The 20,017-nt window shown below is 42.3% G+C and carries 22 protein-coding genes; 14 read left to right on the forward strand and 8 right to left on the reverse strand.

What is annotated here, in order from left to right:
• Nucleotides 1–2 precede the first annotated feature (2 nt).
• Both AC4HAN_RS07760 and AC4HAN_RS07765 read left to right on the forward strand, forming a co-directional pair.
• Nucleotides 3–1,679 carry an ABC transporter ATP-binding protein gene (locus AC4HAN_RS07760; RefSeq protein WP_491092008.1) on the forward strand — a complete coding sequence of 559 codons (1,677 nt, stop codon included), beginning with the start codon at nt 3–5 and terminating at the stop codon, nt 1,677–1,679.
• Nucleotides 1,672–2,502, forward strand: a complete 831-nt coding sequence (locus AC4HAN_RS07765; protein WP_491092009.1) for an energy-coupling factor transporter transmembrane component T family protein — start codon at nt 1,672–1,674, stop codon at nt 2,500–2,502. Before AC4HAN_RS07760 ends, AC4HAN_RS07765 begins: the two co-directional genes overlap by 8 nt.
• 88 nt (nt 2,503–2,590) lie before the next feature.
• Here AC4HAN_RS07765 and rsmG read toward each other — a convergent pair whose 3' ends face one another.
• A complete protein-coding gene (gene rsmG / locus AC4HAN_RS07770; RefSeq protein ID WP_491092010.1) occupies nt 2,591–3,304 on the reverse strand; it encodes a 16S rRNA (guanine(527)-N(7))-methyltransferase RsmG in 714 nt (237 codons plus the stop codon).
• Between the two features lie 85 nt (nt 3,305–3,389).
• Here rsmG and AC4HAN_RS07775 point away from each other — a divergent pair, with 85 nt between their 5' ends.
• The 9 genes from AC4HAN_RS07775 (at nt 3,390) to AC4HAN_RS07815 (ending at nt 11,413) form a co-directional block, all read left to right on the forward strand.
• On the forward strand, nt 3,390–3,950 hold the full coding sequence (locus AC4HAN_RS07775; protein ID WP_491092011.1) for a LemA family protein: 561 nt from the start codon (nt 3,390–3,392) through the stop codon (nt 3,948–3,950).
• Nucleotides 3,951–3,959: 9 nt separating this feature from the next.
• A complete protein-coding gene (htpX, locus tag AC4HAN_RS07780; protein ID WP_491092012.1) occupies nt 3,960–4,859 on the forward strand; it encodes a zinc metalloprotease HtpX in 900 nt (299 codons plus the stop codon).
• Nucleotides 4,860–5,099: 240 nt separating this feature from the next.
• Nucleotides 5,100–5,636, forward strand: a complete 537-nt coding sequence (locus AC4HAN_RS07785; protein ID WP_491092013.1) for a YceD family protein — start codon at nt 5,100–5,102, stop codon at nt 5,634–5,636.
• Nucleotides 5,637–5,995: 359 nt separating this feature from the next.
• Nucleotides 5,996–6,685 carry a response regulator transcription factor gene (locus tag AC4HAN_RS07790; protein WP_491092014.1) on the forward strand — a complete coding sequence of 230 codons (690 nt, stop codon included), beginning with the start codon at nt 5,996–5,998 and terminating at the stop codon, nt 6,683–6,685.
• A 177-nt stretch (nt 6,686–6,862) separates the two neighbouring features.
• Entirely contained in the window at nt 6,863–7,354 is a 492-nt protein-coding gene (gene nrdR, locus AC4HAN_RS07795) for a transcriptional regulator NrdR (RefSeq protein WP_027975324.1), read from the forward strand.
• Nucleotides 7,341–8,510, forward strand: a complete 1,170-nt coding sequence (locus AC4HAN_RS07800) for a DnaD domain protein (protein ID WP_491092015.1) — start codon at nt 7,341–7,343, stop codon at nt 8,508–8,510. Before nrdR ends, AC4HAN_RS07800 begins: the two co-directional genes overlap by 14 nt.
• Nucleotides 8,511–9,413 carry a primosomal protein DnaI gene (dnaI, locus tag AC4HAN_RS07805; protein WP_491092016.1) on the forward strand — a complete coding sequence of 301 codons (903 nt, stop codon included), beginning with the start codon at nt 8,511–8,513 and terminating at the stop codon, nt 9,411–9,413.
• 12 nt (nt 9,414–9,425) lie between these two features.
• Entirely contained in the window at nt 9,426–10,736 is a 1,311-nt protein-coding gene (gene der, locus AC4HAN_RS07810; protein ID WP_491092017.1) for a ribosome biogenesis GTPase Der, read from the forward strand.
• Between the two features lie 53 nt (nt 10,737–10,789).
• Nucleotides 10,790–11,413 (forward strand): HI_0552 family protein, encoded by a 624-nt coding sequence (locus AC4HAN_RS07815; protein WP_491092089.1) that lies wholly within the window; start codon nt 10,790–10,792, stop codon nt 11,411–11,413.
• A gap of 139 nt (nt 11,414–11,552) precedes the next feature.
• On the opposite strand, the gene AC4HAN_RS07820 is transcribed toward AC4HAN_RS07815, so the two are convergent.
• Together AC4HAN_RS07820 and AC4HAN_RS07825 are read right to left on the reverse strand one after the other, a co-directional pair.
• Nucleotides 11,553–11,720: a hypothetical protein gene (locus AC4HAN_RS07820; protein WP_491092018.1), complete on the reverse strand. Its 168-nt coding sequence runs from the start codon at nt 11,718–11,720 to the stop codon at nt 11,553–11,555.
• Between the two features lie 26 nt (nt 11,721–11,746).
• Complete coding sequence (locus AC4HAN_RS07825; protein WP_491092019.1) at nt 11,747–12,028, reverse strand: bacteriocin; 282 nt, start codon at nt 12,026–12,028, stop codon at nt 11,747–11,749.
• 436 nt (nt 12,029–12,464) lie between these two features.
• Between AC4HAN_RS07825 and AC4HAN_RS07830 the strand changes: the two genes are divergently transcribed.
• Nucleotides 12,465–12,629, forward strand: a complete 165-nt coding sequence (locus AC4HAN_RS07830; RefSeq protein ID WP_491092020.1) for a hypothetical protein — start codon at nt 12,465–12,467, stop codon at nt 12,627–12,629.
• 142 nt (nt 12,630–12,771) lie between these two features.
• The gene (gene glpK / locus AC4HAN_RS07835; protein WP_491092021.1) at nt 12,772–14,280 is read left to right on the forward strand and encodes a glycerol kinase GlpK; all 1,509 of its coding nucleotides are present in this window, start codon (nt 12,772–12,774) and stop codon (nt 14,278–14,280) included.
• A 185-nt stretch (nt 14,281–14,465) separates the two neighbouring features.
• On the opposite strand, the gene AC4HAN_RS07840 is transcribed toward glpK, so the two are convergent.
• From AC4HAN_RS07840 to serS, 3 genes are all read right to left on the reverse strand, one after another.
• The gene (locus AC4HAN_RS07840; protein WP_491092022.1) at nt 14,466–14,825 is read right to left on the reverse strand and encodes a hypothetical protein; all 360 of its coding nucleotides are present in this window, start codon (nt 14,823–14,825) and stop codon (nt 14,466–14,468) included.
• A gap of 43 nt (nt 14,826–14,868) precedes the next feature.
• Entirely contained in the window at nt 14,869–15,063 is a 195-nt protein-coding gene (locus tag AC4HAN_RS07845) for a hypothetical protein (RefSeq protein ID WP_491092023.1), read from the reverse strand.
• Between the two features lie 365 nt (nt 15,064–15,428).
• A complete protein-coding gene (serS, locus tag AC4HAN_RS07850) occupies nt 15,429–16,712 on the reverse strand; it encodes a serine--tRNA ligase (RefSeq protein WP_491092024.1) in 1,284 nt (427 codons plus the stop codon).
• 479 nt (nt 16,713–17,191) lie between these two features.
• Here serS and AC4HAN_RS07855 point away from each other — a divergent pair, with 479 nt between their 5' ends.
• Entirely contained in the window at nt 17,192–18,274 is a 1,083-nt protein-coding gene (locus AC4HAN_RS07855; RefSeq protein ID WP_491092025.1) for an acyltransferase, read from the forward strand.
• A gap of 208 nt (nt 18,275–18,482) precedes the next feature.
• Here the strand turns inward: AC4HAN_RS07855 and AC4HAN_RS07860 are convergent, their stop codons facing one another.
• The gene (locus AC4HAN_RS07860) at nt 18,483–18,860 is read right to left on the reverse strand and encodes a DUF956 family protein (RefSeq protein WP_491092026.1); all 378 of its coding nucleotides are present in this window, start codon (nt 18,858–18,860) and stop codon (nt 18,483–18,485) included.
• A gap of 230 nt (nt 18,861–19,090) precedes the next feature.
• Nucleotides 19,091–20,002, reverse strand: a complete 912-nt coding sequence (locus tag AC4HAN_RS07865) for a PTS system mannose/fructose/sorbose family transporter subunit IID (RefSeq protein WP_491092027.1) — start codon at nt 20,000–20,002, stop codon at nt 19,091–19,093.
• Between the last annotated feature and the right edge of the window lie 15 nt (nt 20,003–20,017).

Raw genomic sequence — 20,017 nt, forward strand, 5'->3', positions numbered from 1 at the left:
TTATGGAACCATTTATTGAATTTAAAGATTTTTCCTTTAAATATGATGCTCAGGCAGAACCTACCCTGAAACATATCAATTTATCAGTGAAAAAGGGAGAAAAAGTGCTGATTGTCGGCCCTTCCGGCTGCGGCAAATCAACTTTAGGCCATTGTCTAAACGGCATTATTCCCAATATTTACAAGGGACAGATGAGCGGCAGCCTGACTATTGGCGGCAAGGATTCCTTTAATCTGTCTGTATATGAAAAGTCACATCTTGTCTCAACTGTGCTACAGGATCCGGACGGTCAGTTTATCGGCTTGACAGTGGCTGAGGATTTGGCCTTTGCACTGGAAAATGACTGCGCAGACCATCAGACGATGGTTGAAAAGGTCAATACCTGGGCTGAGCGTTTAGAACTGACGGATTTGCTTGATCATCGGCCTCAGGACCTCTCTGGCGGGCAAAGGCAGCGTGTCAGTCTAGCCGGTGTATTAATTGATGAAAGCCCGATTTTGCTCTTTGATGAGCCCTTGGCTAACCTCGATCCAAAGTCCGGCCAGGACACCATTGATTTGATCGATCGGATTCACCAAGAAGAAGGAACGACCACGATTATTATTGAACACCGGCTGGAAGATGTTCTCTACCGCCCTGTTGATAAAATTGTGCTGATCAATGACGGTCAGGTTCTTTTTGATGGCAGTCCTGATGAGATTTTGCAGACCAATCTGCTGCGGGAAAACGGCATCAGTGAACCCCTTTATTTGACGGTTCTGCGGCATTTGGGGCTGGATGTAAAAAGAGCCGCTCATTTGGCGGCACTCAGCCAGCTCGATCTTTCAGGTATCCGTTTTGAAGAAACCGGCGGCCTGCCTGCTTCTAAGCCTTCTCTGCCTTTGCTTACCATTGATGAGTTTAATTTTTCTTACACGCCGGACAGACCGATTTTGCAGAATTTGTCTGTTCAGATTAATAAAGGGGAGCGCATTGCCATTGTCGGCAAAAACGGTGCGGGCAAATCTACTCTGGCTAAGGCACTCTGTCAATTTATAACTGCCAGCGGCCAGATTTACTATCAAGGGAAAGACATCTCTTTTGATTCCATTAAAGAGCGGTCTGAGCGGATCGGCTATGTTTTGCAGAATCCCAATCAGATGATCAGCCAGACCATGATTTTTGACGAGGTGGCTCTGGGTCTGCGTCTTCGCGGTTTTGATGAAGCGCAAATCAAAGAAAAGGTTTTTACCGTTCTAAAAACCTGCGGTCTGTATGCATTTCGCAATTGGCCCATCTCTGCTTTGTCATTTGGGCAGAAAAAGCGTGTCACGATTGCATCAATTTTAGTTTTAAATCCGGAAATTATCTTATTGGATGAACCTACAGCAGGGCAGGATAAGAGACACTACACCGAAATGATGGCCTTTTTGGATGAGCTGAATGCTCTGGGGCATACCATTATTATGATTACGCACGACATGCAGCTGGTGCTGGAATACTCAGACCGGGTACTTGTCATTAGCCGAGGGCAGATTTTGGCAGATCAAAGTCCTGTCGATCTCTTCAGCCGGCCAGAATTACTGGCGGCTGCCAATTTGAAGCAAACCAGCCTCTTTGATTTGGCTGAAAAGTTAGGCTGTGACCCTATTTCACTGACTCGTTATTATATTGAGCATCAAGGAGGATCGGATGAATAAGCATTTGATTGGTTATCATGATGGTGAAGGACTTCTCTATGATTTGTCAGGCGCCAGCAAACTCCTCTTTTTTCTCCTTGTTTCTATTGCCTGCATGACGACCTATGATACCCGCTTGATTTTAGCCGTCGGTTTAATGTCGGTTTGTTTGTTCAAATCAGCAGGGATTCATTGGCGGGATATTTCCTTTGTCATGAAGTTTGTGACGGTTTTTGCCGTTTTGAACGTGGTCATGGTTTATCTTTTTGCGCCTGACTACGGTGAGAAAATCTACGGTGCCAAAACACTGTTATGGGCAGGAAGGGGGCGGTTTTACCTGAGCTGGCAGGAAATGTTTTACCTCTTAAATCTGGTTCTCAAGTATTTCTGCACGGTCCCTTTGGCAATACTTTTTTTGATGACTACCCATCCCAGTCAGTTTGCTGCCAGCCTTAATCAAATCGGCGTTCCTTATAAGGTGGCCTATGCTGTCAGCCTGACCTTACGGTATATTCCGGATGTTCAGGAAGAATTCTACATGATTCGGACATCACAGGAAGCCCGCGGTTTGGAGCTGTCTCAAAAGGCAAACCTGCTCAGCCGGATCAAGGGTAATCTGCAAATTATCGTTCCTTTAATTTTCAGTTCTTTAGATCGGATTGATACCGTTTCAACGGCAATGGAGCTACGGCGGTTTGGCAAAAATAAAAAAAGAACCTGGTATACCTATCAGCCTTTTAGAAAAAATGATATCTTAGCAATCGGCTTAGCTTGTTTCATCTTATTGATTAGTTTTTGGCTGTTCCGTTTGAACGAAGGCCGCTTTTACAATCCTTGGAGATGAAATAAAGCTAAAGAGAGTTAATTAAAACAAAAAAACTGCTGTCCGATGCGGCTTCTTGCTGCGGTGTCGGATGACAGTTTTTCGTTTTTTATAGAGGTTTTTTGTTGGGAATACCGGCTTTGCGCGGGTATTTATTGGGCGTTTCTTTTTTCTTTGTTACTAAGGTAATATTGCGCTCGTCTCCGTTAGGAAGCTGATAGTGATAACTCCCTGAAACCTGACTAAACAGCACTTTCAGCGACTTCTGAGCGGCGGCAATCTCCTCATCAGCAGCGCTGGCTTTCAGTGCCACAAGCTGACCGCCAACCTTTAAAAAAGGAACCGTCAGCTCGGCTAATACCTGCATTCGGGCGACAGCGCGGGCCGTAACCAGGTCAAACTGAGCCCGAAAGGCCTTGTCTTGACCCAAGTCCTCAGCTCTGCCATGATAAAAATGAACATCAGTCAGCTCCAGCTCCTCAGCTAAAGCCTGCAGAAAGTTGATACGCTTATTCAAGGAATCAATGATTGTAACGTCAAGTTCGGGATAAATAATCTTCATAGGAAGACTTGGAAAGCCGGCTCCGGCTCCTATGTCTAAAAGTTTCAGCGGCTCATTTTTGATGCAGCCTTCTAAAATAGGTGCAATAGAATCGTAAAAGTGCTTGAGGTAGACATCATTTTCCTGAGTGATGGCTGTGAGATTGATCTTTGTGTTCCATTCGACCAGCAGTTTGAAATAAGAAGCAAACTGCTTTTTTTGATGATCAGACAGATTAATGCGGTGCTCAGCCAATGCTTGGTAAAATTCTTCGGGGGTCATGCTTTCTCCTTTTATCTCCATTTATTCTAACATAATTCTTCTTTTTCTGATATAATGGAAACAGGAATTTTTAAGGAGAACTAACATGCTTATTTGGATTGTTTTAATTATTATTGCCTTGCTTATTGTTTGGGTAATTGTAAGCTATAATGCTTTGATCAGAAGCCGTATGCAGACACAGGAGGCTTGGAGTCAGATTGATGTGCAGCTGAAGCGCAGAAATGACCTTATTCCTAATTTGCTGGAAACGGTCAAGGGCTATGCCAATTATGAACAAAGCACCCTTGAAAAGGTTACAGAGCTCCGCCGTCAAGTGGCAGATGCCAACACGCCTAATGAAGCTATGCAGGCCAGTGACGCTCTTGGGAAACAAATGGCCAGCATTTTAGCGGTTGCTGAAAATTATCCGGATCTTAAGGCTAATCAAAACTTTATGAAGCTTCAAGATGAACTGACCAATACGGAAAACAAGATCTCTTATTCGCGTCAGCTCTTTAATTCAACAACTGCTAACTACAATGTCAAATTGGAAACTTTCCCGAGCAACCTGATTGCAGGACTGTTTGGCTTTAAAGCCAGCGAGTTTTTGGAAACACCTGAGGAAGAAAAGTCTGTGCCAAAAGTTGATTTTGGCAATATGACTTAGGAGATTGCTATGCTGTTTGATCAAATAGCCAGTAATAAAAGAAAGACAATCATTTTGCTGGTTGTCTTCTTTCTGCTTTTAGCGGTTATCGGTGCTGCGGTCGGCTATCTTTGGCTGGATAGTTTGACAGGCGGTGTCATCATTGCTTTAATCATCGGCTTCATCTATGCTTTCAGTATGATTTTTCAATCAACTAATGTCGTAATGGCTATGAATAATGCCAGAGAAGTGACAGCAGATGAAATGCCGGATTACTATCATATTGTAGAAGATATGGCTATGGTAGCTCAGATTCCCATGCCGCGTGTCTATGTGGTTGATGACCCTTCGCTTAATGCCTTTGCGACCGGATCCAGTCCTAAGAATGCTGCTGTTGCTGCAACGACAGGTCTTTTAGCTGTTATGAACCGGGAGGAATTAGAAGGTGTTATCGGGCATGAGGTCAGCCATATTCGCAATTACGATATCAGAATTTCAACGATTGCCGTTGCTCTTGCCAGTGCCGTAACCCTTATTTCCAGCATCGGCGGGCGTATGATGTGGTTTGGCGGCGGCAGAAACCGCAGATCAAATAATAATGAAGGCGGCGGTTATGTGCAGATTATTTTGCTGGTCTTTTCCATTTTAGCGATTGTCTTGGCGCCTTTGGCAGCTAGTTTAGTTCAGCTGGCTATTTCCCGCCAGCGTGAGTATTTGGCTGATGCCAGTTCAGTTGAATTAACCCGCAATCCGCAAGGAATGATTAAGGCTCTGCACAAGTTAGAGCAGTCTCAGCCCATGGCCCATCCTGTTGATGATGCCAGCGCTGCGCTCTATATCAACGATCCGCAGAAAAAATCCAGTATGCAGCATCTGTTTTATACCCATCCGCCCCTTGCGGACCGTATTAAACGTTTGGAACAAATGTAGCAAAGAAAGATACTTTAAAAATCAGAAATTAAGGACTTAAACAAAAGAATCATTCCTGAAAGTTTTTAAGAATCAGTTCATTTTAAAACACAAGAGCAGAAAAAAGCAATCGATTCCTTTAATGCGGGTGATTGGTTTCTGCTCTTTTTAAATGCTGCAGTTTAAACAGGAATTGAGGGACAAGTCAGTAGATTATTGATATAATGTTAACAATTTAAACATCACAGGAGGAAATCAACAATGTTTACGATTAGTGATATAAAAAAGCAGCCGGAAGGCCTGGCGTTTGAAGAGGAGCTGTCTGTTGAAGGAGCTGTAAAGGAAAGAAACCCCGATGTTTTAGCGCTTGAAGACGTTTTTGCCAAGGGAAGAGTCAGCTATGATGATGGGCTGTATCTGTTAAATTATGAGCTGAGCTACACAATCAGCCTGCCTTCCAGCCGTTCTTTAGAAACAGTGAAACAAGCAAAAACACTCTTTATCAATGAAGTCTTTGTAGAAAACAGCCGCTTAGAAGATAAGAAAGATCTGGTAGATGAGGATCTTGTCTTAATTTTGGAAGATGGAACCATTGATTTGGAAGAAAGTGCTATTGATAATATCTTACTCAATATTCCTTTGAAAATTCTTACTGAAGAAGAAAAGCAAAATCAGAATCTGCCTTCAGGACAGGATTGGACTCTCCTCAGTGAGGAAGATTACCAAAATCTGCAGAAAGAAAAAAAGGAAAAAGAGAGTCCTTTTGCGGCTTTGGATGGATTATTTGACGAAGAATAATTTTTTTCTGCTGCCGGATGTCAGGAAACAGGTTCAAGGTTTCAAGTTGTTGAATAACTCAAATTTTTTTCTTAGAAATTGACTGAGAAAAATTAAGAACAGCCATTGAAAAAAGAAAATAGAAATAGTATAATGAAAAAACTGGTGGATTATTTTAAAAAATAAAATTTTAAAAAGGGATTTGATGAAGTTCTTTTTTCCTTGATAATAAAGGGATTATCCGTCATCATAATAAAAAAATAATGACCTTATAGAACTGTAATAAGTTTGTTGCCCAGACTTTATAGTTTAATTATAAAAACTTTATTTTATTGGAATAATATTAGAAAACTATATTAGAATAATAAGCAGAGGGGTATATGGCTAAAAGTATTTTAATTATTGAAGACGAAAAAAATCTGGCAAAATTTGTTTCTCTGGAACTGCAGCATGAGGGGTATGAAGTTGACGTGGAACATGACGGACGTTCCGGCTTAGACAGGGCTCTTGAAAGAGACTTTGACTTGATCCTTCTTGATTTGATGCTGCCGAAGATGGACGGCTATGAAGTAACGCGCCGGCTGCAGCTGGAAAAAACAACTTATATTATAATGATTACTGCCCGTGATTCTACTATGGATATTGTCACCGGCTTGGACCGCGGCGCAGATGGCTATGTTGTAAAACCTTTTGCTATTGAAGAATTACTGGCTCGGGTTCGTGCGATTTTCCGCCGCCAGGATATTGAAAGAGCCAAGCATTCCGTAAAGAAAGACAGTGCCTACCGTGATCTGCAGCTGGATGTACACAATCGGGCTGCCATTCGAAATGGTGAAACCATACCTTTAACCAAGCGAGAATTTGATCTGCTCAGTGCTCTTATGGAAAACCTCAATCAGGTTATGACCCGAGAAGAACTTTTGGATCGGGTCTGGAAATATGATCAAGAGGCTGAAACAAATGTCGTTGATGTCTATATTCGTTACCTGCGCGGTAAAATCGATGTTTCCGGAAAAGAAAGCTATATTCAGACTGTCCGCGGCATGGGCTATGTCATCCGCGAAAAATAGATTAAAGCAAAGGGGAGAAAGAAATTTCTGCCCTTTGTTTTTGTGCGGAGGTGTGCTGAACAAAAAACATTGCCGCTGGCAGGCATACAGGATTCATTTGGCTGCTGCTTACTTTTGTTCCAGACCAAAATATGGTAAAATAAAGTACTAACCTGAATCAAGAAGTGAGGTGTTTTCATGCGCTGTCCTAAATGTAATTATTTAAAATCCAGTGTTGTTGACAGCCGTCAAGCTGAGGAAGGCAACACAATCAGACGCCGCCGAGAATGTGAAAATTGCCATACACGTTTTACAACCTTTGAAAGAATTGAAGAACTGCCGCTTTTAGTGGTCAAAAAGGATGGAACCAGAGAGCAATTTTCCCGTGATAAAATTTTCAATGGTATTATCCGCAGTGCTCAGAAACGTCCTGTCTCCAGCAGTGCTATTGAAAAAGTTGTCAATGATATTGAGCAAAAAATCCGCAGCGATTATGACAGCGAAGTTTCCAGCGTTGTCATCGGAAATCTGGTCATGGATGAGCTGGCTGAGCTTGATGAGATTACTTACGTTCGCTTTGCCAGTGTCTACCGCAGCTTTAAGGATGTCGATGAAATCGAAGCACTCCTGCAGCAAATTACCAACCGTGTCAGAAGTAAGAAAAAGAGTAAGTTAGATGAAACCGATTGATGAATTTCTCTATGTCAGGCAGAACTATCTCCTGCCTGATACGGTCAGCCTCATGCGCTTTTATTTGCCCATTATCGGCAGTGACGCTGCCGCTCTTTATCAGTATTTCGCCAGTTTTTTTGATAATGGTGAGAAAAGGCACAAATTCAGTGAAATTCTTAACCATACACAATTTGGTATGACTCGTTTTGAAGAATCCCTGTCTCTTTTGACGGCCATGGATCTTTTGGCTTTTTATGAGAAAGACGGCTTTTATTATGTAAAATTGCAGGCGCCTTTGACAGCTGAAGCTTTTTGCAGGAATGCCGTTTATCGCAACCTCTTGGAACAAAAAATCGGTCAGGTTGCTTTGGAGCATTTGGAACTGGAAGTTCCTAAGGAAGCCAGCAATCTGTCCAAACGGTTTTCTGATGTTTTCGGCTATACAGAAGAGCAGCCTCGGCCGCAGGAAGCAGTTAAAAGCAAAACAGACTTTGACTTAGAGAGTTTTAAGCATTTGATGGCTAGAGACGGCCTGCAGTTTGCTGATGAACGGACAGATGCGGTTGCCTTATATGTGATTTCTGAAAAGTACAAATTAACGTGGTATGAAACCTATCTTTTGGCAAAAGAGACAGCCAGTCAGCATAAGATTTCGACCAGGCGCATGCGGCTGAAAAAAGAACAGGCTAAGCACGACGACACGCTCAGCCAATTTTCCAAGGAAGAGCAGGTTGTTATTCATGAAGCTAAGTCTGACCGGCCTGAGGTTTTTCTGGCTAAGATCAAGAAGGCGCGGCACGCAGCGATTACTGCAGATGAGAGAAAACTGCTGGCTGATTTGGCTGAAATGAGTTTTTTAGATGAGGTCATCAATGTTATGGTTTTATATACTGTATCTAAGACCAACTCAGCCAACCTCAACAAGCGTTATCTGATGAAAATTGCCAACGATTTTGCCTATCAAAAAGTTGCTTCTGCAGAGCAGGCTGTTGAGAAGATGCGTGCTTTTTCTGAACGCAGGACGAAGCAAAACCAGGGAAAAACTAAACCAAAGAGTAATGTCCCCGAGTGGAGCAATCAGGATTATAAAAATGAAACAACAGCAGATGAGCAGGCGCGCCTGGACGAAATTAAGCGTCAGACGCTTGCCAGATTGAGAAAGGATGGTGAGTAGATGGAAAAGATTGGGCAAACACTGGCTAAAAAGAATACTAAAAAGCACTATGATACTGAAAAAATGATGCAGACTATTTTGTCAGACCAAGATATTGCTGATTTTATCAGTGCTCACCATCTGAGTCAGGAGCAGATTAAGCTTAGTCTTCCTAAGTTCAATCAGTACCTTTTGGAGCGCGAGCGCTTTAAAAATCACGATGAGAACTACGTGGCCAAGGGCTATCAGCCGATTCTGACCATGAATGAAGGCTATGCTGATGTTTCTTATTTGGAAACCAAGGAGCTCAAAGAGTCTCAGAAGAAGCAGGCGGTTTCAGAACGAATCAATGTGGTCAGCCTTCCAAGATCTTATAAAAACATCTCTTTTGATGATATCAGTCTCGATGATGTCAAACGGTTAGATGTTTTTAAGATGGTTGCTGATTTTGTTGAAAATTATCCCAGTCCCGACCAAAAAGGACTCTATCTTTATGGAGACATGGGGATTGGTAAGTCTTATCTGATGGCGGCCATGGCTCATGAACTCTCTGAGCAAAAGGGCGCAGCGACTACCCTGCTGCATTTTCCAAGTTTTACTATTGACGTGAAAAATGCCATCAATACAGGAACTGTTAAAGACGAGATTGATGCTGTCAAGAAAGCTGAAGTCTTAATCTTGGATGATATCGGTGCCGAACAAAGCACTTCCTGGATTCGGGATGAAGTTTTGCAGGTTATTTTGCAGTACCGCATGTTAGAGGAGCTGCCTACCTTTTTTACCTCTAACTACAGTTTTAAAGATTTAGAGGCTAAATTAGCCAATATCCGCGGCAGTGACGAAACCTGGCAGGCTAAGCGTGTCATGGAGCGGATCCGCTATTTAGCAAAAGAAATTCACCTAGAAGGTGAAAACAGAAGATAAGAAGGAGCAGTAATGGCTTTACCAACCGTAGCGATTGTCGGCCGTCCCAATGTCGGCAAATCAACGCTTTTTAACCGTATAGCCGGGGAACGCATTTCCATCGTTGAAGATGTTGAAGGCGTGACAAGGGACCGCATCTATGCCAGTGCCGAGTGGCTCAACCGCAAGTTTTCTTTGATTGATACAGGCGGTATTGATGATGTTGATGCCCCCTTTATGGAACAAATCAAGCACCAGGCTGATATCGCTATGACAGAGGCTGATGTCATTGTCTTTGTGGTATCCGGCAGAGAAGGCATTACAGATGCTGATGAATATGTCGCAAGAATTCTCTACCGTACCCAAAAGCCGGTTATTCTTGCTGTCAATAAGGTTGACAATCCTGAAATGCGCAATGACATTTATGATTTTTATTCACTTGGTCTGGGAGATCCCTATCCTGTTTCATCTGTGCACGGACTGGGTACTGGAGATGTGCTCGATGCGATTGTGCAAAATCTTCCGACAAAACTCGAAGAAGACAATCCTGATGTGATAAAATTCAGTTTAATCGGCCGTCCCAATGTTGGCAAGTCCAGCCTAATTAACGCTATTTTGGGGGAAGAGCGCGTGATTGCAAGTCCCGTTGCAGGAACAACGCGTGATGCTGTTGATACGCATTTTACAGACAGTGAGGGTCAGGAATTTATCATGATCGATACTGCCGGTATGCGAAAATCCGGCAAGGTTTACGAAAACACTGAAAAGTACTCCGTCATGCGTGCCATGCGTGCCATTGACCGTTCTGATATTGTCCTTATGGTTATCAATGCAGAAGAAGGAATTCGGGAGTATGACAAACGCATTGCAGGTTTTGCTCATGAAGCCGGCAAGGGCATCATTCTTGTTGTCAATAAGTGGGATACCATAAAAAAAGACAACCATACAGTTGCCCAGTGGGAGCTTGATCTGAGAGACAGTTTCCAATATATCACTTATGCACCGATTGTCTTTGTCTCTGCTCTAACCAAACAGCGTCTTAATAAGCTGCCGGAGATGATTAAACAAATCAGCCAGAGCCAAAATATGCGTATTCCGTCAGCAGTGCTCAATGATGTTATCATGGATGCCGTTGCCGTTAATCCAACACCGACTGATAAAGGCCGCCGGCTTAAAATATTCTATGCGACACAGGTCTCTGTCAAACCGCCGACCTTTATTATTTTTGTCAATGAAGAAGAGCTGATGCATTTTTCATATCTGCGTTTCTTAGAAAATCAAATCCGCGAAGCCTTTGTGTTTGAAGGCACTCCTATCCGTTTGATTGCCCGAAAACGTAAGTAAGGGCTATCTCTTTGGCAAGTGTCTAGTCTCATGGATAGAGAAAAGAGATTATGATGTATCAAGCTATTCAAAAATATTTGAGTCAGCAAGGGTTCAAATATACCAAGCCCGAAAAGTCAGGGCCTCTAGCGGGAGAAATGCTGGCTTTAAAGTCTCTGGGTCAGGCTGCCCGTCAGGAATTTACAGAAATCGCCAAAACTCTGGAACCTAAAGTTGCGCCGTTTCAGATGACTCGTGTCAGTAATTGGGCCAGTCAGGCTCAGATAGCCAGACCTCATTTTTGGTGTTATTTTAAAAGACCGGAGGACAGCCAGTCTGATGTTGGTCTTGCCATAAGGCTCTATGGCCAGTCTGAGGACTTTGGCATTAGTGTGGAAGTCAGTTTTGTCGAACGCAAAAAATCAGAAACGACGCTCCTTAAGCAGCATCAGGTTTTGGAAATACCGATTGCTGAGCCGCTTTACTATTTTGCTCAGGAAAACGGTCTCAGCCACCGTCTTGCAGGAACTGAAGCAAATCGTCGGGAGTTAGGTGAAAAAGTTGCAAGCGGTCAGGTTCGAAAAGTTTTGGTCAAGTATGATGTTCCTGTGACAGAACACATGGTTTTATCTGAATTGACAAATCAATTGGCTCAGGGATTTGACAAGCTTATGCCTTATTACCAGGCAACCAGATGAAAGATGTTGGGCCGCTTTGACTTAAACTTTTATGGGATTTGTTTTGTCAATAGCCAATAGGATAAAAAAACAGCCTGATTCCTTTGAAACCTAGGAATCAGGCTGTTGTTATTTGACTTGAAGCTGTTTTCACGTGATATTATGCAAAATACTTTCCTTTTAAGTAAAGTGCAATCACCAAAAGATTTTCGACCAGCAATATTGTAAATACAATAGGCTTAATATTTTTAATTGGAAATAACAGTGAAATCATCAGTAAGATAGGATAGCTTGCAAGAACAAGCCAAGCAAATTTAGGTGATAACATAGAGCCACCTTCTTTCTAGCAGCAAATTAAATCCAAGGGCCCCAATTATCAACACTGGCTCCAGCCAGACCTAAAGTAGCAGCGCCGGTTACAGCTCCGCCGATAGCCCCGACTGTAGTTCCTGCAACGGTTCCGACAACTGGAAGAGTTACTGTTCCAACGGCTGCTCCGGCAACCCCTCCCGTTAAGAAGCCGCCCACTCCTCCGGCTACGGCACCAACGGCACCTAAAAGAACACCGCCGGCCTCAACGGATGACAGAGATTCGGTATCCAACGTTTCAAATTGTTCAAAAGCTAAAGTGTTCATTCAACAAGATCTCCTTTTTTTATAATTTATATTCATAAAAATACTTTTTTTGTAAAAATCAAGGAATGAAATTAATTGTTGTGAAAACGTTACCTTCTTGAAAATATCCCTTTTACTTTCTGAATATTTTCTTTAAAAATAATATTATGGTAACATAATTATTAAAATACCATCAATACATAAACGGATAGTAGGTAAGAACCATCCTCTTTTTATAATCGACCTGATTGCTGTATATTTATTGAGTTGATAATTGTAAAACAGCTTATTTGCACATATGCAAATAAGTAAAAATAAATTTTCGTATTTGCGAATTTTTGAAAACTGCGAACTTAAAATGGTAAGGTAATATTAGAAATAACGTTGTTGGCTTTGCAGACAGCAAAATAGCTTTTGTTAATATTGTCAGTTGATTATACTAGCAGGGGTTCATAATATGAAAAAATATTTAGTTATTCCTTGTGTATTGATAGTCTTATTTTTAGGGATTAGGGTTCTCTTAACATCAAGTAATATGCTGCAGATAACATTTGCCCTTATTGGCATGCTGCTGGTTTTATTCGGCGTTTTTAGAGAATACGGTAAGGCTGACAAAAAGTAAGGTCAAGTAGACTTTTTGATGTCTTTTCGCTAATATTTTATCAGAGATAACAGGGTCTTCTAAAAGGCTCTTTTTTCTCGCCTTGTGAAAAGAAAGCGAGTAAGGTATAATGTCTGTAAACGTTATCAAAAGGAGACGACAGGTGACAGAATCTTATATTTTAGCAATTGATGAGGGAACAACGTCAACGCGGACCATTCTTTTCGACAAAGCGGGAAAGAAAGTACATGAAGCTCAAAAAGAATTTCCCCAATATTTTCCGCAGCCCGGCTGGGTCGAACACGATGCTAACGAGATTTGGAATGCTGTGCAGGCGACTTTAGCAACTCTTTTTATTGAGTCCGGTATTAAACCTCAGCAGATTGCAGGCATCGGCATTACCAATCAGCGTGAAACTACGGTTATCTGGGATAAGGCAACAGGCTTGCCCATCTACCATGCGATTGTCTGGCAGTCCAGACAGACCAGCAGTATTGCTGATCAGCTGGTAGCTGACGGTTATCAGGAGATGATCCATGCCAGAACAGGCTTAATTGTTGATGCTTATTTTTCGGCCACTAAGATTCGCTGGATCTTAGACCAAGTACCAGGTGCCCAAAAGCGGGCAGAAAATGGGGAGCTGCTCTTTGGGACGATTGACACTTGGCTGCTCTGGCGTTTAACAGGCGGGCAGGCGCATATGACAGATTATTCTAATGCCAGCCGAACCATGCTGTTTAATATACATGAGTTGACTTGGGATCAAGAGATTCTGGATTTGCTGCAAATTCCGTCCAAGCTCTTGCCGGAAGTAAAGGCTAATTCAGAAATATACGGACATACCGTTCCTTTTCACTTTTTTGGCAGTTCCGTTCCTATTTGCGGCATGGCAGGAGACCAGCAGGCGGCTCTCTTTGGACAGTTGGCCTTGGAAGAAGGAATGGTCAAAAATACTTATGGGACAGGTGCTTTTATTGTTATGAATACAGGAGCACAGCCCATTAAGTCAGCCAATCATCTTTTAACGACGATTGCTTATGCTTTAGATGGAGAAGTGACCTATGCTTTGGAAGGTTCTGTCTTTGTAGCAGGCTCTGCCCTGCAATGGCTGCGCGATAAATTGCATCTCTTAGCTTCAGCACCTGATTCTCAAGCGGCGGCCTACCGTTCTAAAAGCCATAACGAAGTTTATCTGGTTCCTGCTTTCACAGGACTTGGAGCTCCTTACTGGGACAGCGAAGCGCGCGGTGCGGTTTTTGGTCTGACCCGCGGAACGAGCGACGATGACCTTATTAAAGCAACCTTGCAGTCATTAGCGTATCAGACGCGCGATGTCATAGATACCATGCGGGCTGATACGGGTATCGCTATTCCCCAGCTGCGGGTGGATGGCGGTGCGGCTATGAATACTTATCTTATGCAGTTTCAAGCAGATATTCTGCAGATACCGATTAAACGGGTAGCTAATCTGGAAACAACAGCTCTGGGAGCAGCTTTCCTAGCAGGTTTGGCTGTTGGTTATTGGCAAGATACAGAAGAATTAAAGGGGCTTTTTGCTGGCGGTCAGCGATTTGAACCATCAATGCCTGTCAAAGAAGCACAAGAGCTCTACCGCGGCTGGCAAAAAGCTGTTGCCGCCACTCGTTATTTTGCTGTTAAGGATAAAAAATGAGGAAAATTCCTAATAGCGCCTTTATTTTGGGCTTATCGTCAGCTGTCAAGTTGCTATGGGACATTTTTGTCTTTTCCTTTTAGTTAGAAAATTGCTGAATTAATCAAAAAAGTCCTCAGAAAAGTTTTCTGAGGACGTCTTCTTTAGTTTACGACCTGGTTTCAAACAGGTTTGGCTGTTATTGATCAATCTTTCTTCTTTCTGGCTATCCACCTGACAATCCCGGCAACTAAGAGCACTGTTGTTAAACCTAAAGCGACAATAATTACCGTGGAGTTGACTACAGTGGGTAAGGTATCAATTCTATTGATTAAGCGCATGGCAGAAAGGACAGCGAGAAGAAGTAAGGCAGAAGATTCAATCCTGATAAGTGAGGTCATTTCATTATCAATTGCCCATAAAAAGCCTGGGAAGCAAACTAATGCAATCGCTATTACAAATAGATTTGACAATTTCTCCTCACCATTGTTAATAACTGTCATCATAAGAATGTTTGATATGATGATAATTGCTGTACAAATTACAAAAGAACTTTTTCTTCTCACGATAACCACCTCAAATATTAGCTTGATTTAACAAATACCTAGATTAGGTTGCCAAACCATAGCCAATGTATGCACCTGAAGCTGCACAAGTAGCAAGGTATGCTGCGCCCACTCCCCAACCGATTGGACCAGTAGTTGTGCAGAGCGCCATAGTCGCACCAAGATAAACTGTAGTACCACCAAAAACACGATCCCAATTGACTCCGCCTTCCACACTGGCAAGCATGTCATCGTCCATAAGTTCGAACTAATCAAAAGCTAAAGAATTCATGACAAACTCTCCTTTAAATTTTTATTTATTCCTGCTCAATTAAGTAACGGGATTTTAACTTATCGGATACATTTTCATTCTAGGCTCGTTTTAAGAAAAAATCAAGGGGAGCAAGGATTTGCCATGTATACTTAATTATTTTGATATATTTGGATAATCTTTTAAAAGCAACGTAAAATAAAACAATCTATTCTCTTATTTTGACAGTCTTAGTAGGATTTCTGATTACTCATCAAGATTAAAATTGCTCTTACTAAGAAAAAACTAGGGCGCACCTGCAAGTGCACTCTAGTTGTAATGGAGTAAAAGCAATTTATTAGCTGAAGCTGTGTTTATTTATTTTTGGGACCGATAACCTCAGCTCCGCCCATATAAGGCCGGAGCGCTTCAGGAATAGTAACTGAACCATCTTTGTTTTGGTAATTTTCAAGAATGGCAGCGACTGTACGGCCCACGGCAAGACCTGATCCGTTGAGAGTATGAAGCAGTTTTACTTTGCCGTCAGCTTCGTCGCGGTAGCGGATTTGAGCGCGGCGGGCTTGGAAATCTTCGGTATTTGAGCAAGAAGAGATTTCACGATAAGTGTTTTGTGCAGGAATCCAAACTTCTAAATCGTAGGTTTTGGCTGCTGAAAAGCCCATGTCGCCGGTACATAGAGTAATAACACGATAAGGCAGTTCCAGTTTTTGCAGGATATTTTCGGCGTTGGCCACCATTTTTTCCAGTTCATCGTATGATTCTTCCGGCTTAGCAAACTTGACCATTTCAACCTTGTGAAATTGGTGCAGCCGGATGAGCCCGCGGGTATCACGGCCGGCAGAGCCGGCTTCTGAACGAAATGAGGGGCTCATGGCCGTAAAGTAGATTGGCAAGTTTTTGCCGTCGATAATTTCATCGCGGTAGTAATTGGTTAAGGGAACTTCAGCGGTCGGGATAAGAACATAGTCAGTATCTGCCAGTTCAAAGGTGTCTTCTTTGAATTTTGGGTATTGACCTGTCCCAAACATAGACCCATGATTGACCATATATGGCGGAATAACCTCTGTGTAGCCTTCTTTAGCGTGTTCATCCAGCATGAAGTTATAGATAGCCCGCTCTAAACGAGCTCCCAGTCCTTTGTAAAACAAAAACCGTGAACCTGTGACTTTGGCACCGCGTTCCCAATCTAAAATATCAAGATTTTCACCAATATCCCAGTGCGCTTTAATGTCAAAATCAAAAGCAGGCGGAGTTCCCCAGCGGCGAACCTCGACGTTTTCGTCTTCATCAGCTCCTAGAGGAACGCTCTCGTGAGGTGTGTTTGGCAAAATGGTAATGATGGCATTTAGTTTTTCATCGATTTCAGCTAATTCAGCATCGATTGTTTTAATTTGAGCTGATAGCTTTTGCATGGCAGCAATCTGCTCAGAAACGTCTTCTTTATTGCGTTTCGCCTGTGCGATAGCAGCAGAAGCTGTGTTGCGCTCGGCCTTAGCTTCCTCAGAACGGATGAGAAGAGACCGGCGTTTGCTGTCAAGGTCTTTTAGTTCTTGCAAGGTGTCCGCTTCAACACCGCGAGTGACTAATTTTTCAGCGATACTGTCAAAATTATTGCGAATACGTTTAATGTCTAACATAAGTTAAGATACCAAGGGCGTAAGATCCGATAGAAAAGAGGCAAGCAGCAAAGTGTACTGGTACACTGGACGGCTTATCTTTTTTTGGGATTCAGCCCGGGTTCAGTTAAGCATAGCTGCTTAACCAAACTTTCCTTTCTATTTTAATAAAAAAACACAGATAATGACTTGCTGGAGCGCCTTAAGCGCGGTTCCATCCAGCTTCACATTCTGTGCTCTTAATTACGGTAATAAAAAATATCACGGTAGAATTTCACATGGTCTCTTTACCTGCTCGCAGCAGCCGCAGGCTTTCTGAAAAAGATTCGATGCTACTTATCCGTTGTTTTCATTATACAAGATTTAAAATAGAATGTAAATATGGAAGTTTAGAATTCTCTTGTTCAGAATCATTAATTTTATGAAATTACTTTAACAAAATATCTCAAATTTAAAACATTTTTCCCTTTGCCTGTTTCCTGTGTTAAAATAGTAAAACGATGAAAGAAAAGATTAGAGAAAACAGACAGTCACACTATAATTCTGGCATCGATTTTCTTCGTATTTTTGCAATGTTTATGATTGTTGTTACCCATGTTCTGGGGAAAGGCGGCATTCGCTCAACTGTAGAAGAGGATTTTGATCCTTATTATTTTGTGACATGGAGCATTCAAGTGCTGGCTTACAGCGCGGTTAACTGCTATGCCTTAATCAGCGGTTATGTTGGTGTTCATTCACGCTATCGCTATTCGAAGTGCCTTTCTTTATGGCTGCAAGTCTTCTTTTATACAGTTGCTTTTACTGCAATTTTTACATTCTTGCAAAAACCGGTAACCTATCATGACTGGATTGAGGCTTTCTTTCCTATAATCACAGGGCAGTATTGGTATGTGACAGCTTATTTTGGGCTCTTAATTTTTATGCCCATCTTGAATCTGGCTTTAAAACGACTGAGAACAAAAGATTTAAAGCATACGGTCATTTTGGCAATTGTCTTTTTTTCTGTGCTTCCGGTTTTGTTTAATACGAAGGTGGATGAGTTTTCCTTTGCCAAGGGCTTTAGTATGAACTGGCTGATTGTTCTTTACATTATCGGGGCCTATTTGCAGCGGCTTGATTTAAAACATTTATTCAGCCGCAGACTGATACTTCTGATTGCCCTGACGGCCATGGCCGCAACGCTCGCTGCTAAACTGCTCATTGGTGATATTTGGTACTGGTACACCTCACCGACACTTCTTTGTGAAGCCTTAGCTATTTTCATCTTCTTTGCGACTTTAGATATAAAAAAGGACAGCCGTTTTTTCAAGCTGATCAAGGTGCTGGCTCCGACAACACTGGGAGTTTATCTGTTTCACCTCAATCCTTTGATGGTTCGCTTTTTCTTGGAAGATGGTTTTGAATCATTCGTTGCAGCTCCTATTTGGCTCTTTCCTTTTCTGATTTTAGGAACGGCTTTTCTTATCTATGTGGTCTCTACCGTGGTTGAGATTTTGAGGATAAAGCTGTTTGATATGCTGAATCTGCAACGCTTTATCATGAAAATAGACAGTTGGCTGCCTTTTGGAGACTATGATAACTAAAAAGAGTCTTGGACAAAAAAGTCCAGACTCTTTAGCATTATTCCAGATTTACCAGATTGACGCAGTGGTTGGGAGTAAAACTTGTCGGCTTAGCCGACTTAGTCTTACCCCTGCACAGTTATTAGATGCTTTAGCACCACTGAACCACTGCTGGTTTTTGTCCCACTCTCTTTTCATTGCCTTATTCATAAGAAATAGGCTTAATTGTTTAATTCTTAGCCGCTTTGTTTTTTCTGCTGAAACGCGAAGCGATTTTTTGAATGAGGCTGGGATACCTCACAACCTTGTCGTTGCCGATATGCTGGCGGGATATTTTTAAGATTTTACCTGAATCAGACGATGCAAAGAGAAATTTTCCCTGGTCAGTAACGATTTCAAAATGACGGCTGACTTTTTTCCGACTGACATTGGCGCCCATTTCAATGATGCTTGTCCAAGGGATCTGAATGAAGTGCTCGACATTGGCATCGTTGTAAAATTCAAAGGCGCGATCGCCTAAGAGAAATTTACCGACTTTACCGCCGATGCCTAGATAAGAAACCCCTTTGCCTGTATATTCAACTTTGGTATTGATTGATTGTGCCATAATATACTCCTGAATAATATGTTTTATTATATCAAAAAAAAGAGGCTTAAGCTATTTCAGATAGCAAAATAGCGATAATCCGTTATAGAGCTGAAGCCTTCTGACTGAGCAGCTCAGCTTTTGAGCAGCAAAAAACTCCCCTGTGAGCTCAATGAAACTTTTCACTGCCGCCATTAGGGGAGTAGGTCTGCAAAACTCTAAAGAATTTTCAGTAGTAAAACAGCTTAATCTTACATCAATCCAATGACATGGGCTACGATACCAACGATAAAGAGTCCGATGATGATTGTGATTGGAGAAACTTTTTTCTTAAGTAGCCACATACACAAGAAGGTAAGAAGCAAGCCCATCAGACCTGGGATCAAAGAGTCCAGCTGACCTTGCAGGGTGTTTACTTTGTCCTGTGTTAAGCTGAGGCCGTCTGCTACCTGACCGAGGATCTTTTGCAGTTGAGAGCCTGAGACACTGCCGTTAGGAAATTCAATATAAGCTCCTTTGGCAAGTGGTGTTGACGGAAGACCTACAGTAAATTTAATAGATACCCAACGTTCTACTAAGGCTGCTAGGATGAACATACCTAAGATAGAAGCCCCTTTGGTAATATCTTTAAGAATACCGCCGGAGAGGTCTTTTGTAATTTCAGAACCTGCTCTGTAACCGAATTCTTGTGTGTACCACAAGAAGGCCATACGGATAATATTCCAGCCAAAGAAGAAAATGATTGGACCAAGGATGTTGCCTGAAGATGCAATAGATGCACCGAGGGCACCGAGAATAGGACGGATGGTAAACCAGAAGACCGGATCACCGATACCGGCTAAAGGTCCCATCATACCGATTTTAACCCCTTGGATAGCGGCATCATCGATTTCAACACCGTTAGCACGTTCTTCTTCCAGAGCGAGGGTAACCCCCATAATAGGAGCAGCTACGTAAGGGTGGGTATTAAAGAATTCCAGATGGCGTTCCAAAGCAGCAGAACGCTCTTCTTTTGATGTATAAAGTTTTTTGATGGCGGGGATAAGTGCGTAAGCCCAGCCCAAGTTTTGCATCCGTTCATAGTTCCAAGAACCTTGCAGGAAAGTGGAGCGCCACCAAACTTTACGACGATCAGATTGTGTTAATTGAATTTTTTCTGCCATGTTAATCGCTCCTTT

The sequence above is a fragment of the Streptococcus sp. ELY_86 genome, from assembly GCF_058314495.1.